This is a genomic window from Paraburkholderia sp. IMGN_8 (assembly GCF_038050405.1).
In the GTDB taxonomy this organism is placed as follows: Bacteria; Pseudomonadota; Gammaproteobacteria; order Burkholderiales; family Burkholderiaceae; genus Paraburkholderia.
The window spans coordinates 3491751-3507857 of the sequence record NZ_CP150901.1 but is presented as its reverse complement, the minus strand read 5'-3'; the positions used below and the strand labels follow the sequence as shown (position 1 = coordinate 3507857).

10 protein-coding genes and 4 pseudogenes are annotated in these 16107 nt (G+C 59.6%); 12 read left to right on the top strand and 2 right to left on the bottom strand.

All coding sequences use genetic code 11. The features are described 5' to 3' along the window. Positions 1 to 96 precede the first annotated feature (96 nt). The 8 genes and pseudogenes from WN982_RS36885 to WN982_RS36850 all read left to right on the top strand — a co-directional run. Positions 97 to 358, top strand: a pseudogene (locus WN982_RS36885) (patatin-like phospholipase family protein); the annotation flags it as partial. Between the two features lie 103 nt (positions 359 to 461). Continuing rightward, a protein-coding gene (locus WN982_RS36880; protein WP_341316904.1) for an IS6 family transposase occupies positions 462 to 1159 on the top strand; the annotation gives its coding sequence in 2 pieces (ribosomal slippage) (positions 462 to 726 and positions 726 to 1159; 699 coding nt in all). A gap of 58 nt (positions 1160 to 1217) precedes the next feature. Next, a pseudogene (locus tag WN982_RS36875) lies at positions 1218 to 1346 on the top strand (IS6 family transposase); the annotation flags it as partial. 454 nt (positions 1347 to 1800) lie between these two features. After that, a pseudogene (locus WN982_RS36870) lies at positions 1801 to 1890 on the top strand (alpha/beta hydrolase); the annotation flags it as partial. Between the two features lie 133 nt (positions 1891 to 2023). Beyond that, positions 2024 to 2875 (top strand): TauD/TfdA family dioxygenase, encoded by an 852-nt coding sequence (locus tag WN982_RS36865; RefSeq protein WP_341316903.1) that lies wholly within the window; start codon positions 2024 to 2026, stop codon positions 2873 to 2875. A gap of 12 nt (positions 2876 to 2887) precedes the next feature. Continuing rightward, on the top strand, positions 2888 to 3883 hold the full coding sequence (locus WN982_RS36860) for a hypothetical protein (protein WP_341316902.1): 996 nt from the start codon (positions 2888 to 2890) through the stop codon (positions 3881 to 3883). A 58-nt stretch (positions 3884 to 3941) separates the two neighbouring features. After that, positions 3942 to 4808, top strand: coding sequence for a radical SAM protein (locus tag WN982_RS36855; protein ID WP_341316901.1), 867 nt, complete (start codon positions 3942 to 3944; stop codon positions 4806 to 4808). 203 nt (positions 4809 to 5011) lie between these two features. Continuing rightward, positions 5012 to 5433, top strand: a pseudogene (locus WN982_RS36850) (transposase); the annotation flags it as partial. A 150-nt stretch (positions 5434 to 5583) separates the two neighbouring features. Here WN982_RS36850 and WN982_RS36845 read toward each other — a convergent pair. Then, the gene (locus WN982_RS36845) at positions 5584 to 7071 is read right to left on the bottom strand and encodes a GntP family permease (RefSeq protein WP_341316900.1); all 1488 of its coding nucleotides are present in this window, start codon (positions 7069 to 7071) and stop codon (positions 5584 to 5586) included. Between the two features lie 602 nt (positions 7072 to 7673). On the opposite strand from WN982_RS36845, the gene WN982_RS36840 reads away from it, so the two are divergent. Genes WN982_RS36840 through WN982_RS36825 form a run of 4 tightly spaced genes read left to right on the top strand, consistent with a single transcriptional unit; the run spans position 7674 to position 14294 of the window. Beyond that, positions 7674 to 8600: an efflux RND transporter periplasmic adaptor subunit gene (locus tag WN982_RS36840; RefSeq protein ID WP_341316899.1), complete on the top strand. Its 927-nt coding sequence runs from the start codon at positions 7674 to 7676 to the stop codon at positions 8598 to 8600. Beyond that, a complete protein-coding gene (locus WN982_RS36835) occupies positions 8597 to 11668 on the top strand; it encodes an efflux RND transporter permease subunit (protein WP_341316898.1) in 3072 nt (1023 codons plus the stop codon). Before WN982_RS36840 ends, WN982_RS36835 begins: the two co-directional genes overlap by 4 nt. After that, positions 11655 to 13160, top strand: a complete 1506-nt coding sequence (locus WN982_RS36830) for an efflux transporter outer membrane subunit (RefSeq protein ID WP_341316897.1) — start codon at positions 11655 to 11657, stop codon at positions 13158 to 13160. Before WN982_RS36835 ends, WN982_RS36830 begins: the two co-directional genes overlap by 14 nt. A gap of 48 nt (positions 13161 to 13208) precedes the next feature. Further along, a complete protein-coding gene (locus WN982_RS36825) occupies positions 13209 to 14294 on the top strand; it encodes a patatin-like phospholipase family protein (protein WP_341316896.1) in 1086 nt (361 codons plus the stop codon). A gap of 83 nt (positions 14295 to 14377) precedes the next feature. Here the strand turns inward: WN982_RS36825 and WN982_RS36820 are convergent, their stop codons facing one another. Continuing rightward, positions 14378 to 16069: an alpha/beta-hydrolase family protein gene (locus tag WN982_RS36820; protein WP_341316895.1), complete on the bottom strand. Its 1692-nt coding sequence runs from the start codon at positions 16067 to 16069 to the stop codon at positions 14378 to 14380. Positions 16070 to 16107 lie beyond the last annotated feature (38 nt).

Below are 16107 nucleotides of genomic sequence, written 5' to 3'. Positions count from 1 at the left end.
CTGCCCATGGCCGGGCTGTTCCATGCCGGCGGGCCGGTCTGGGTGAAGCCCGATTCTGTGCTGCGATTCCGATCAACTGACCGCGGGTAACGGGCGATGAACACCAAACCGGACTCGCCGCCTTCGAAGGTGGCTGTGAACCTGGGCAGGTTCGACCATACGGTCCTCGTGTTACAGGGTGGCGGTGCACTCGGCGCGTACCAGGCGGGCGTGTACGCAGGTCTCGCCGAAGTCAGACTCGCAGCCGACTTGGATTGCCGGCGTGTCGATCGGGGCAATCAACGCGGCACTGATCGCAGGCAATCCGCCGGCGCGCGGCGTCGAACGGCTGCGCGAATTCTGGGAACGCATGTCGGCGCGGGCGTCGTTCATGCCGCCGGCGTCGCTGGACCTGTTGTGTCGCAGTAAGAGATGATCGGTGGAATTCCGGCGATACAAAGTCGCGGATGATGAGTGAATTGATGAGGACGCTGAACCCGGCGGTGGCCAAGGTACTGAAACGCCTGCACTATCCGCTCGATGTGATCCTGACGTGCGTGCGTTGGTACGTGGCCTATCCGTTGAGCCTGCGAAACCTGGAAGAGATGATGGCTGAACGAGGCATCGCGATCGATCATTCAACCGTGCATCGCTGGGCCCTCAAGGTGTTGCCGGTGCTGGAGAAAGCGCTTCGCCGTCGCAAGCGCCCCGTCGGCAAGAGCTGGCGTGTCGACGAGACCTACGTCAAGTCAAAGGCCAATGGAAATACTTGTATCGCGCTGTCGACAAGGTCGGTAACACCATCGATTTTCTGTTGCGAGCCCATCGGGGCAAGGCCGCGGCGCGTTGGTATTTTGAAAAATCGATCGCCCGGAATGGCGAACCCGAGACGGTGAGGATCGACAAAAGTGGCGCCAATCTGGCCGCGCTGGAAGCCATCAACGCCGAGCGCGAAACACCCATCAAGATCCGCCAGACGAAGTACTTGAACAATGTCATCGAGCAGGACCATCGCGCGATCAAGCGGCGCCCCCGACCCATGCTCGGGGTCAGGAATTTTCGTTGCACCCGCATCCTGCCTGGTGGCATCGAGGTGGCGCACATGATCGCCAAGGGGCAGATGAAAGACGACGGTGCCCGACAGACTCCCGCCGAGCAGTTCTATTCATTGGCTACGTAAGTAATCCTCTTCACATAAGGCCTTTCTCACCCTGTAACCGTTATCGCGACAAAGCCCACAGTCATTCCTGTCGAGCTTCGGCCCGATTCGGCAGCACTTTGCGCTCAAGCGACATCTTCTACGCGCCTCGCTGTATCGCAAGCAGCTCTGCTTCACCGAACTCACCCAAGATCCGTCTGCTTTCTGAGCAGTGGATCGTTCTATCGCGCCGTTGCGTGATCAACACTTCAACGTGACAACGCCCGTCAGCCCCATGACATTCGAAAAGAACTGGTTCGCGGCTCAGCGAGGCGAAGCCGCGTAATTCGCCCAGCTATGGGATTCGTCAAACGGGGGCAAGGTCAGTAGCGAAGGTACCAGCGCACGCATACAACAATGATCTCCCGATCAAAATGCCGTCCATCGAACAACCCCTCCACACCTTTCTGCTTGCTCATCACCAACTACCAGTTCATCAGGCTTGCCACTTTAACTGGTTCCCAAAGCCTATTTGCACCAAAGCCGTACAACGATGGTTGGCGAAAACATTGATCTATATCAACTAAATCTCTGTTCGGCTTTACCGAAATACACACCATACCAATTTTCTCGAGTATCTTTCATTAAGCTTTCATTTGCCAGGCAAATACGGGAGATACACGATGCCTATCGAGAAACAGGTAGTTCCGTTGTCGAATGGTCTGAAAGTCTACGTCGAGCATCGTGTCTTCAATCCGGCTTTCGAGACGGTCAATCAGAATCCGCAGATACCAGACAACTAGCAGTGCAATATCTATATTTTCGTCAATTTTCGCACAAATTTTATGAAAATATAGTGAATAGCAATTTTTCAACCTTGACCAGCAATCCGTATTTGGAAATCATATGCACAACAGTGACTTGACTACAATTCGAGACTGGCGCAGTCTCGGAAAATTTGGCCTTGAAACCAATTCAATCGAACTTCGAGCGGACTCGACGTGGGACGTCAAAATCTTGCGCATGCTTCTTTCACGGCATGGTATTTTGGTTTTTAGGAATCAGTTAATCAGCGATTACGAATTAATTCGGTTCGGTCGGCTCATCGGAAATGGTGTGCTGGAACCCTCCGCACGAAAAATAAGCCACGGCCAGATTGATAAGCACGTGGCGTACTTAACCAACCTCAAGGGGTCGGACGGTATACCGCTCGGCTTCGGAGGCGACACCACCGATTTTTGGCATTCCGATCAGGAATTTCGGGAAAATCCAGCGTCGCTTGCCGTCCTTTACTGCGTGATTCCCGCTCCGATTGGGGGGGAGACATGTTTCGCCACCACTGCAGTTCGCCACGCAAATTTGCGCGAAACTCGCTTGCCAAATTTGCGTGAACTTTGGTCTACTCGGCGACCAGCCAAAACGCACGATAATGTTCCTATGATTTGTACCTCACACCCCGTTATCTTTAAAAATAAAATAACGAATGAAGAATTTTTATACGTCAGTGAAAATACAATCGACTTCGAGGACGAGGATGGCAGAAAGGTGGATTGCGATCGGAGTGAATTGCTAGCGTCAATCCTCTCTGAGGAAAATCAGTACGTCCATAGATGGGAGGCTGGCGATCTAATTTTGTATGACAACACTCAACTTTTGCACCGTCGGCAAGAATTTAGCGGCATCCGACTACTCAAAGCCCTGAAAATATTTCCGGACGGAGACATTTTGACACCTCCGCTTGGGCGACAATCTATTTAATAGGCGGATGGCGTGAATTCTAAAATTTTTTCATTATCTTCCAGCGTAACGGCGGACGTGAATCATCTTATTCACGATAGCAATCTAAAGTACATAAACGGCTCATCCCTTTCGCCCTTTCCAGCTCAAAGCATTCGCGTTGGACGAGCAGGTGGGCTTCCCTTCGATAGTTTAACAACCGATGTGGTGTCCGGCTGCCTCTCAGAACGTCAAGCGTGCTATGGAATTTGTTTCGCTGCGCAGTCCGCATGGACACGTGGAATAGATTTCGGGAAACGCGTTGCGAATGAGTTGAATCCAGAGCTTGTCGCTCAGGATCTGGCGCGATTGCCAACCACGCAGCGCTACCTAAGAAACGGCTGGAACAGTGATCCCTCGTGGGATTGGATAACCGCGCTAAATTTGGGGAAACTGGTTCATCAGTCGGGTCGATTAATTATTTTTATCACGAAAAGCTTCACGCATATCGCGCACGCGACGTTGGCAGGACTTGCAGCTATCGGTGCCGAGATGCGCGTCTCAATTAGTGCACTTGATAACGCTTCGCAACTTCTTCGCCGTCTGAAATTCATCCAAGACTACCGAGCGGCTGGCGGCACTGTTGTGCCGATTCTTATGACTGCCGTCTATCGCGAAAATCAGCTGGACGCTCGACAACGGGATCTGGTTGCATGGCTCTGTGACCATGACCTGCCAGCGGCTGAAAACAGCCTCCGATTTCCGCTTAACTCCTCAATTGTCGATGTGATTGATCTTAAGAAGACTCGACGGATTCACGCGACGGACGATGTTTGGAGCGGTCGACTTTATGATGACAAGCTAATATTTCCAACGACAACGACAATCCCTGATTGGTATGAAGGTATTCCGTCGAGCTACCTTTCGCAATTGGACGCTAGTTTCATTGAATCCCTATTCATTGACCCAGTGATGACTCACGAACAAGTCATGGGAGCCTCAAACGAGTTGCGGCACCCTCATCAATGTGGCGTCGCCATGTCTAAATGATATATAAATTCGCCGGCGCCTGCCCGCCTGAAACAGAAATTTACTATCACCTAATTTTATGAAAATACTGGATGTATCGACTTCGAAAGATCAGGGATGCAAGTATCTGATCACGACGGAAAATTTGCTGGAGAGCGTTGAATCGACGTTCTTCCTCTATGGCGAGGAGAAGAAGCCATACCTTTGTATTTCGAGTCAATTCGGCTGTGCAGTCGGTTGTATTTTTTGTGAGACCGGCAAGCAAAAGTCGATGGGAGACTTGGGCGAAGACCAGATTATTCAGCAGGTAACCCTATGCCTGGATGACGCACGGCGCAGATATCATTTGCACGAATTTGACACTGTGTTATTCGCCGGGATGGGAGAGCCAATGCTGAACATGAAACAGGTTTGTCGAGCGTCGACTCGCATCAAAGCGGAAGGCTTGGCGAAACGAGTAACGCTGACAACCGTCGGAATTAGCAATAAGTTTAATGAACTTAACCAAACCTCGTTCGATGCGCTTTCCATATCGCTGCATGCTACCACCGATGAAGTCAGAAAATTCCTGATTCCGGTCAGTTCGCAATGCAACATCGAAGAATTGGTAGTGAGAGCCCGCGATTATCATAAAAAACGGAATGCGAAGATCTACTTTAACTACCTGCTTCTAGATGGCGTAAACGATACAGACTCCGATTTGAAGCGTCTTTGTTCGATGTTCAACGGTGATTCGTTCGTGATAAAACTTAAGTATTTAAATAAAGTAGAATCCTCCAATGGAGTCTACCTGAATCCATCCAATCGCTTTGAACTGTTTAAAGACACGTTGAAATCGCGCGGAATAGAATGCGTGATTGACCAGAGCATCGGTGTTGATGTCCTAGGCGGGTGCGGACAGCTTCGTTCGAAATCTCGTGTTATGCGTCGAATGAGTCGGCATTGAACGGGCAGTCCGCGCGTTCCCGACGTCACGCAGCAACTTTGCTGGTGATATTACGGTTGCGGACAGCGCCATGAACTGCGAAGCGAAGTAACTGCGCTTGAGCCAAGCATTTGAATTTGTGGGGGTTTATTGTGGAATCGGGGCGACTCGCACGTCCGGTTCTTAGGGGGTGGTGGCGCAGTAATGCGCCGCCGCTACCCGACATCGGCGTTGACGCGGAGTCTGGCCTGTTTCACACCGTCATCGGCACAGCGGCCAACGTTCACGACATCAATGCAGCCGAAGCGTTGTTGCATGGCGAAGAAACGGATGTGTACGCTGCGCCGGCTATCAGGGTATCGAAAAGCGTTGCGAGGCTGAGGCGGTGCGCTGGCATGTTGCGATGAAACCAGGCAGGTGCAGACAACTGGATCTGAGTAATCGTCTGGATGCGATATACAACCAGATCGAACGCCTGAAAGCTGGCATCCGCGCCAAGGTCGAACATCCGTTCCGCATCCTCAAGCAACAGTTTGGCTATACAAAGACACGATACCGGGGCTTGATGAAAAACACGGCCCAGATTACGACGCTGTTTGCGTTGGGTAACCTGTGGATGGCGCGTAAGGCAGTGCGCAACGCGTGAAGCACACAGGCGTAGACGCCATGAGTCTCGGCAAACACGAGTCGCCACGGCTGAAAAGCCCTGCGATCGAGGTATCAGTATGCTTCCGGCGTCGATACAACACGGGCAGCAAACTGCCGACGCACAGAAAACGGGTTGTGCGGACCTTCCCTAGAACGACCCTACCAGTGAGCCGAGTGCAATCACCGCGATGAGTGCTACCAGTGCACCGACGACCGCCACCATGACTATGTCGCGATAGCTCTCGCGATGCGTCGAGCCACACACGGCTAGCAGCGTGACGACGGCGCCGTTGTGCGGCAGGCTGTCCAGCGTGCCCGACGAAATAACTGCCACCCGATGCAGTAGCGCGGGATCGATGTGGTGTTGCGCGGCCAGTTGCAGATAGGTGCTGCCGAGTGCGTCGAGAGCGATGGTGAGACCGCCGGACGCGGAGCCGGTCAACGCCGCGAGCAGGTTCGTCGACACCGCGAGCGATACGAGCGGGCCGCCGCCGATGCCGAGCACCCATTCGCGAACCAGCGCGAACGCGGGTAGCGCGGCGACTACCGCGCCGTAGCCGACAAGACTGCCCACGCTCAAAACGGGCAGCACGGCGGCGTTGGCGCCGGCGTCGATGCTCTCGCGCAGCGCAGTGAGCCGGCGCCGATTCACCAGACTCAGCACCACGATCGCGACGCCGAGCGCAACGCACACGCCCCACACTCCGCCGACTGCGCCCATCGACGTCGATCCCCAGCGCGCCTCAGCGAGGTACGACGCATCGATGCGCGGCAGCACCAGCACGTTCATCACCAGGTTGATGCTAACGACAAGCACGAGCGGCATGACCGCGACGCCGAACGACGGTAGATCCACGCTGACACGGCCGTGAGCGATCTCGCCGGGGTCGAAGCTTTGTGCGACGGTTGCCCGTTCGCGCACGAGCAGCGTGTCGTGCGCGGGCGTGCTTGCCACGCCGCTTCCATTGAAACCCTCGCCACGCGCGTGGGCGCGCGCTTCTTCGCGCGCCAGCCACCACAGGCCGAACGTGACCATCAAAACGCTCGCAATGATGCCGAGGCCGGGCGCCGCGAACGGCGTGGTGTCGAAAAACGGCATGGGGATCGCGTTCTGGATGGCTGGCGTACCCGGCAGCGCCGACATCGTGAACGTCGACGTGCCGAGCGCGATCGCCGCCGGTATGAGCCGACGTGGAATATCAGCCTCCTGGAAGACCGCGAGCGCCATCGGCGCCAGCACGAAGAAGGCGACGAACAGGCTGACGCCGCCGTAGGTGACGATCGCGCCGCCGATCACCACGGCGAGCATTGCGCGCCGCGCACCGAGTTTTTTTGTCATGAAGTTCGCGATGGTCTGCACCGAGCCGCTGTCTTCCATCAACTTGCCGAAGATCGCGCCGAGCAGAAAGATCGGAAAGAACTGCGCGAGAAAGCGCGCGGCGCTCGTCATGAAGGTCAACGTCCAGTGCGCAAGAACCGGCTCGCCGGAGATGGCGGCCGCTACCATCGCCGCGGCTGGCGCGACGACCAGAACGGTCCAGCCACGATAGGCGAGCCAGATCAGCGCTGCGAGGCTGATCAGCATGCCCGCCAATCCAAGAAGTGCCGCAACGGGGGTGAGCGCAACAGGGACCATGACCAGGCTCCATTGAAGGATTGGGGCACACAGGGCCACTGCATCATAGTAGTAGTGCAAAAGAAAATACAGCGAATAGCAGTCAGTCGAACGCGACGCGTCGGAATGCCACAATTTTGTAATAATCAGCGAGGCTGGCAGAATCCGCCGATGTTGGCTCCAAAGTGCATATTTTTTGCATTGTTTACGACATTTATGTACCAATATCTTATTGTTGACCTGAATAAATTTCGTGATAATTCCATTCAAGTTTGACATTGAAGGGAAACTGAAATTGCCTTGGAGTAGCTTCTGCTCGTAACAAACAATCTGAAAGACTCGGCAAGCGTTGTAGCGTATGCGATGGGCATTGGACTGGCTGTAGCAATACGTCTGTAAGAATGGCCAACAACTGAGAGGGTGCAATGAACACGCAATGGTGCCGACCAGCGTTTCGCCCAGCCGTTTCTCCCGCCAATATGCAGAAGACATTGCGTCGGGCAGTTGTTGTCATCGCGTTATGCGGCGCATTAGTCGCATGCGGAAAGCAACCGGCGTCAGTTATCGACGCGGGGCCACAACAAGTGCAACTGGTTTCAGTGTCGCCTTTTCGCGGAGGCGAATTGCGAGAGTTCACCGGGCGAATCGAACAGACGAGTATTTCTCCGCTCGCTTTCGAAGTCTCCGGCCGGATTGTCGAGATTGCCGTGCGCGACGGGGGGGCGGTAAAAAAAGGCCAGTTGATTGCCCGCATCGATGCCGAACCTTATGAACTTCAATTGCGCCGCGCCGACGCCCAATACACGCAACTGGCGGAAGATCTGAAGCGCAAGGCGGTGCTGCACGACGAAGGGATCCTATCCGGCGCATCATTCGATCAGTTGAAGGCCGCAGTGGAGATGGCCTTGGCGCAGCGAGACCTCGCGCGTCGCGACTTGCGCAATACACGCCTCGTTGCACCGTTTGATGGCCGCGTCGCGCGACGCAATGTCGAGTCACAGCAAACGGTCTCAGCGGGCATGCTTGCGTTCAACTTCGAGAATGTCGGGCGCCTTGAAGTCGGGGTCGAACTGCCACAGAGCGTCATCGAGACGCTTTCTGCCAGCGCTGCGCTGAGCGGGAAGGCGTGGCTGCCCGAGCGACCCGAACAGCCATTCGATCTCGTCTACCGCGAGCGCTCCACACTCATTACGCCGTCCGCCAGCTCATACCGTTTGCTGTTCGGCGTCGCTCAACCGGTGAAGTTGCCGCTACTACCTGGCATGATCGTGCGGGTACGACTCGATCTGGGGCCACAGCACAACGATAGCCCGGGATTCGCCGTGCCCGTCGGCTCGTTGTCCGTCGCGCCGGACGGCCATCGCAGGCTATGGCGGTATGACCGGCCGAGCGGCCAGGTTCATGCCGTGCCGGTTGACGTCCGCGCCATCAGCGGCGGCGACGCGGTGGTGGCGGGAGCGCTGAACGTGGGCGATCAGGTCGTGGCCGGCGGGGTACAGTTCGTCGCGGAGGGTCTGCACGTTCGTTCCATGGACGCAAATCCGCAATGAAACTCGCCCGTCTCCTGATTGAAAGGCCGCTCATTGCGTGGGTGATCGCGCTGCTGTCGCTGGTTGGCGGTCTGTACGCCTACTGGAATATCGGCCGTCTTGAGGACCCGAAGTTCACGATAAAAACGGCCGTCGTGGTGACGCTCTATCCGGGTGCGAGTGCCGCTGAAGTCGAGAACGAAGTCACGGACCGGCTCGAAAGTTCGATTCAGCGGATGGGGCAGGTTGACTCGCTGAGATCGCGCTCGATGCCCGGCTATTCCGAGATTCGCGTGCAGATTCGCGATGTGTACTCGTCCGAAGCGCTACCGCAGGTGTGGGACGAACTGCGCCGCCAGGTGAGTGACGTGCAACCGCGTCTGCCACCGGGCGCGGGTCCGACCCTCGTGCTGGACAAGTTCGGTGATGTGTACGGCATGTTCTACGCGTTGACCGGTGACGGCTACACGCCCGCGCAGCTCTATGAATACGCACGCGAACTCCGCAAACAGTTGCTCACGCTGCGCAACGTGTCGGACGTAGTGATCGCCGGGAACCAGCAGGAACAAATCACCGTCGCGATCGATCAGGCGCAGTTGATGGCGAACGGCCTGTCGACCGATGCGCTCGCGCAGACGCTTGTCGTACAGAACGAGGTGCGGTCCGCCGGCCGCGAGCGCACCGGCGATGTCTCGATCCGCATCTCGCCCACCGGCGCGCTCAATTCGCTCGACGCAATCCGCGCACTGCCGGTGGGCTCAAGCGCCGGGCCGCTACTGCTTGGCGATCTCGCGCACGTCACGCATGGCTATGCGCAGAATCCGACCCAACTGATCCGCTACAACGGCAAGCCTGCGCTGACGATCGGCATCAGCGCGCGCGAGAACGTCGACGTCGTGAAGGTCGGCGCGCAGATCGAAGCGAAGCTCACCGAACTGGGGCACGCCGCACCGCCCGGCATAAAGCTGAACGCGCTCTATGACCAACCAGAAATAGTCGACGCGAGCGTGAAGGGGTTCATCTTCGAGGTTTTCCTTTCGGTCTCGATCGTCGGCATCGCGCTCGGCATAGGACTCGGCTGGCGCGCCGGCGTGATTCTCAGCGCCGAACTGCTGCTGTCGATCCTCGGCACGCTCGCCGTCATGTACGCGGCTGGGATCGAGCTGCAGCGCATCTCGCTCGGTGCGCTGATCATCGTAATGGGCATGCTCACCGACAACACGATCGTTGTCTGCGAAGGCATGCTCGTGCGTGTGCAGAAGGGCATGTCCGCCGTCGAAGCGTCCGGCGAAGTGCTCGCGCAAGGTATGTGGATACTGCTGGCATCGACGGTTGTCGGGATACTCGCGTTTTCCGGCATAGGACTTTCGCCCGATTCGGTGGGTGAATTCTGCAAATCGCTGTTCGCGGTGGCGGCGATTTCGCTGTTGTTAAGCTGGGTGATCGCAATTGGGCTGACACCGTTGTTCGGCAGCTATCTTTTCCGGCCCGCCGCGAACGTGCCGGCGGACCCGTTCGACACGCGCCTTTACCGACGCTATCGCGGGTTGCTCGTGTGGGCGGAGCGCCGGCGCGCGCCGGTGGTCGCCTTCCTCGCCGTGCTCACGGCGTTGTGCATCTGGGGTTTCCGTTTCGTCGAGCAGAGTTTCTTTCCCGCCTCGACGACGCCAATCTTCTACGTCGACATGCGCCTGCCGCGCGGCGCTGACATTCACGCCGTCGCTGCGAAAACGCACGCGGTCGAGCAGTATCTGCTCGGGCTGAAGGACGTCGCGAACGTTGGCACGTACGTCGGCGGCGGCGCGACGCGTTTTTTCCTCGTCTATGATCCGGAGACGCGCGATCCGGGCTATGCGCAATTCATTGTTACCGTGAAGGACGCCGCCGCAATCGACGCAATGATTCCAGACGTCGTGGCCCAACTGGAAAAGCGCTTTCCGGACGTGCTCTGGTCGGTGACGCGACCGAACTTCGGTCCGAGCAGCGGCGCGAAAATCCAGGCACGCTTTCTGGGTCCGGACCCGGCGGTATTGCGCGGTCTCGGTCATCAGGCCGAACGGATCCTGCGCGAAGACGGCGGATTGACCGCGATCCGCGATAACTGGGACGAACCGGTCAACGTCATCCGGCCGCTATTCGACGACGTGCGCGCGCGTTCGATGGGCGTCACACGCCGCCAGTTGAGCGACGTGCTTGCCTACGCGACTGAAGGACTGCCCAGCGGTGTCTATCGCGAGGAGGACCAGTTGCTGCCGATCGTCGTGCAGGCGCCGCCCGAACCGCGGGGACTCGAACGCCTGCGTGATCTGCAGGTCTACAGCGCGGGACTACAGCGATACGTGCCGGTGGGCGACGTGCTAGACGGCATCGCGCCGCGGACGGAGGAGGAAATGATCTCGCGCCAGGATCGCATTCGTACACTCACCGTGTCGGCGGAACCCACGTACGGCGCCAACAGCGTCGCCGCGTTCAGCCGCGTGCACCACGCAATCGAGTCGATCGCGCTGCCGCCCGGCTATCGTTTCGAATGGGGCGGCGAGCAGGAGTCCTCCAGCAAGGCGAAGGCGAGCCTGTTCCAGCAGTTGCCGCTCGGCTTTATCGCAATGGTGCTGCTCGTGCTGATGATGTTCGGCCGCCTGAAGCCCGCGCTCGTGGTGCTGCTGGTCGTGCCCATGTCGATCTGCGGCGTGACGCTCGGCCTGATGCTGTTCCGGGGCGCATTCGGTTTCATGGCCTTGCTCGGGCTGCTGAGCCTCGTCGGCATGATGATCAAGAACGGTGTGGTACTCGTGCAGGAAATCGACGAGCAGATCGCCGCGGGCGTGCCACGCATGCAGGCCGTCACGTTCGGCGCCATGAGCCGGCTGCGGCCCGTCGCGCTGGCTGCCGGAACGACCATCCTCGGGATGATTCCGCTACTGTGGGATCCGTTCTTCAAGGACATGGCGATCACGATGATGGCGGGCCTCGCGTTCGCGACCGTGCTCACGATGATCGCGGTGCCGGCGCTTTACGTGCTGCTGTTTTCGATCAGGAGCTCGGAGTGGTCGGCCGACGCGCGCGCGGAGGGGCAGCATGAAACCGCTTGAGTCTTACGCGCGCAACCGGATGCGGCGGCTGTTGCCGGTCTTGCTGGTCGCGTTCGGCTTGTCCGCGTGCGCGCCGCCGCTGAAGCTCGGCGAGCCGGCCGCGCTGCCCACGCAATTTCACGAAGTGGCGCCCGTCAACGCGGACACGCAACCGGCGCTAAGCGATGCGGAACTCGCACGATGGTGGACGCAGTTCAACGACCCGCTACTGACGCAGTTGATCGAGCAGGCGCTTGCTCACAACTACGACATCGCGCTCGCGGCGGCGCGCATCGATCAGGCGCGGGCCGGCGTGCGCTTCGCGTGGTCGCAACTGCTGCCTTCGGTCGGCGCGGGCGTCGAAGGCGGCAGCTATCACGGCGGCGCGACCGCGCTCGAGTTTCAGGAGTTGCTGGGCATCGACGATCTCAATGCGCAGTTCTGGCGCGTGGGCCTGCAGACGCAATGGGAAATCGATGTGTTCGGCCGGGGCCGCGCGAGGCTGTCCGCTGCGCACGCGCTGACCGCCGCCGCCGTAGGCGATGCACAGGCGGTGCGGCTGGCGACGATCGCTGTTGTCGCTGATCTGTACACCGCGTACCGAGGCTTGCAGGAGCAGCGCACGCTGCTCGAGAAAAGCCATCAGGTCGCTGCGGATTTTGTCGTCATCGCGCAGCATAGCTATGATGCGGGCGCGGTGCTGAGCACGGACATCGACGCCGCTCGCGCGGGGCTCGCGCAGGTGGACGCGCGGCGGGAGGAAATCGGCATGACGCTTACGCAGACGCGCCTTGCACTCGAACAGCTGTGCGCCGTCGCGCCTGGGACCTACGCTGCCGGGCTGGAAGAGGAACAGCGCCTGCCGCAGCCGCTCGCGGCCATTGCGCCAGGACAGCCGGTCGATCTGCTGATGCGGCGCCCCGATCTGATCGCCGCCCGCGCGCGTCTGCTGGCGAGTGTGAACCAGTCCGACGCGGCGCGCCTCAACTACTGGCCGACCGTGTCGCTCAGCGCGTTGCTCGCGCGTAATGGCTGGACGATCGCGGGGCGGAGTCTGGGCCCGAGCACGTTCTGGCTGTTCGGCGCAGCACTGTCGCTGCCGCTCATCGATTTTGGCGCGCGTCGCTCGCAGGTCGAAGCCAACGACGCGCAGGCTTATCAGGCGTTCGTCGCCTATGAGAAGACGGCGCAAGGCGCGCTGTATGACGTCGAGCAGGCGCTCGGGCGGCTCGCGCGCCAGCAGCAGTTGCAGACCGCGCGTGCGCAGGAAGTGACGCATCGTAGTGACGTGCTCGCGAAGACGATGCGGCAGTACCAGGTCGGCAACGTGGGCCGTCTCGACATCGATCAGGCACGCGTCGCGCTTCTCAACAGCCAGTCCGCGCTCGTGACCGGCGACATGGGGCTGATTCAGGCGCAGGTCGCGCTGTTTCGTGCGATGGGTGGTGGCTGGCAGGCAGCCGCGGCGCCGCAGCCGGCAACCGACGAGCCGGGTCCGTCGGCGGCAAACTGAATGTGAACTCCGGCGTGACCTGAACGCCAAACCGAGAAGGGGAACACGATGTCCAGCGAACGCATTAAGACTTTCCAGGCCGCACCCAACCGGGCCACCTTGGCAATCGATCTCGCCCTGCAGGGAGGCGGTGCGCACGGCGCGTTCACCTGGGGCGTACTGGAGCGGCTCGTCGAAGAGCCGTGGCTGCAGATCGATAGCATCACGGCGACGTCGGCCGGTGCGATGAACGCTGTCGCCTTCGTGCATGGCTACCTGCGCGACGGTCCCGACGGCGCGAAGGCGTCGCTCGAAAACTTCTGGCGGCGCGTGAGCGAAGCGGCACGCTACAGCCCGATCCAGCGCACGCCATTCGATCGACTGACAGGAAACTGGAGCCTCGACAATTCTCCCGCTTATGTCTTCTACGACCTCTTCAGTCGCCTGTTCTCGCCGTATCAGGTCAACCCAACCAACGTTGACCCGCTGCGGAAAATCCTCGAGGACCACATCGATTTCGGGCCACTGGCGCAGGCGCCGATCAAGATGTTTGTCAATGCAACCAACGTTCGCACCGGATTGCCGCGTGTGTTCCGCAACGCGGAGATCACTGTGGACGCAGTTCTGGCGTCCGCGTGCCTGCCACTGGTTCATCAGGCGATCGAAATCGACGGCGACCCGTACTGGGATGGAGGCTTCTCCGGTAATCCGTTGCTGACGCCGGTTATCCGCGAAAGTGAGGCGCGCGACATGCTGCTCGTCCAGATCAACCCGGTCGAGCGACCGGGCGCGCCGAAGACAGCACGCGACATCCTCAATCGCATCAACGAGATTTCGTTCAATTCAAGCCTGAAAAAGGAGTTGCGCGGCATCGCGATGCTCCAACGCCTGCTGGCCGACGAAGGCGATTCGGCGCACGTGCCCTCCTGGGCGGAGCAATGGGCCGACGTGCGCATGCACCGGATCACCAGCCAGAAGATGGTTGAGCTGGGCGTTTCGTCGAAGCTGAATGCCGAATGGGAGTTCCTTTGCATGCTGCGAGACGATGGCCGGCGCTCCATGGAGGCGTTCCTGACAGCGCACGGCGACGATCTCGGCGTGCGCTCGTCGCTCGACCTCAGCGGTCTGCTCGACACATTGCTGGAGCAGACCTAGGATTGGCGCGAACTTCAGGATCGAGAGGATGGCGGACTGACCGACGCCGCGCAGACTGCGGCAGACGCAACGAGCGGACCCGATCACCCACCGCGATCGACGTACGCGCTGGACGGGTCGGATTCCCCACGCGCCTGCGCGGCCGCAAGATGCCGCTTCAGTCGCGCGAGGTCTTCGGCAGACCATCCCTGGATGCCCGTGACAGCAAGCCATGCATCGAGATAGTGAGGCGCCGCGTAAACGTGGCCGTACCCTGGAGGCGTCGTTGTCGCTGTGGCGAGATCGAGCGCAAGCTGCAGAAACGTGACGACGGGACGCCATCGCAGCGCCGGGCTCACATCCGGTCCGCGTGGGGCCATCATCCAGTCTGGCTTGCGATACAGGCTACTGTAGTCGAAGAACGTGATCGCATCGCTTGCATATTGCAGATAGACGATACGCATCGGGCCCCAGCGGCCATCCTGGCCAACGCCGTTCTGGTTCATGAATCGCACCAGCGCGCCGTCCCGGATCTGTGGCAGCCACGATGGCGAGCCGGGGTTGCGCGCGTCGGTAAACGATCGCCATAGTTTGCTTGTGAACGGCGGCCCACTCCAGAGTGCACCCTGGAATGGGTCTCCGACTGTATCGAGCAGGTGGGCGGATTGCTCGGAATTCATCGCGCCGAGACTGAGGCCGTGCAGGTAGAGCTTCGGACGCCGGTCCTTGGGCAGCGAGGTCCAGTAGCCGTAGATTTCGTCGAACAGCGCCCGCGCGGAACGTGCGCCGTAATCTGGCAGCACCAGCAGCGAAAGCGGGCTTGACAAATAGGAATACTGAACGGCGACACTTGCGATATCGCCGTTGTACAGATACTCAACGCTGTCGATCGCGGCCGGGTCTACCCAGCCTGTTCCCGTTGGCGTGATCACGATCAGTGCGGCGCGGTTAAAGGCGTCCACGCGTTTCAGTTCCGCCAGAGCGAGCCGTGCGCGCTCGTGCGCCGTATCGGCCGCGCGTAATCCAACGTAGACTCGGATCGGCTCCTGCGCGGGGTGCCTGGAAAGGGCTTCGATCGCACGCGCGCCCGGCCCGGACGAGACGAATTCGCGCCCCGCCCGTCCCAGGTCATTCCAACTGAGCAGCGACGCGGCACTGCCAGTCTTCAGCGGCGCGGTTGGCTGGAGCCGTTCCGGCTCGATGAGCGCGTCGTACTGCTGGTAGGAGGCGTCCAGCACCCGGAACGCGACGCCCATAATCACGTCGGTCGCGAGCAACCAGAGCAGCACGAACGCGACCACGGCGCTGGTCACGTTCGCTATTCGCCGCGGAACGAATCGGCCGATCAGGGCGGCCACGGCGCGCAGCACGAGCGCGAACAGCCTGGCTAACGCGATCAGCACGAGCGCGGTCGTTGCGGCAAGCGCGACGACGACGAGCGCGTGTGCGCTGCTCACTGGTGCGACGTCCATCAGCTTGCGCACGGAGTCCTGCCACCCATTCGAGAGCCAAAGGAAACCGATGGCGATGGCAGCGCAGCACACCGCAACCATCCGCGCGGCGATGCGCTGCGTGCGCATGCCCGGTGGCGGCAATTCCATGAAGGTCCAGAGCCAGCCCGCGAATGCGCCGATTCCGTAACCGATCGCGAAGCCGCCGCCCGACAGCACGCCTTGGGGCAGCGACGTACGGAGACCCAGTGTAGGCGTCAGCGTTGCGGCAAAAATCAGAGTGCCAACAAGTACGCCGACGGACGACAACGGGCTCCATAAGTTAACGTGCCGGTGGCGCATCATGCAATCCTCATTCCTGGTCAGTTAGGCGGCGAGCGTGA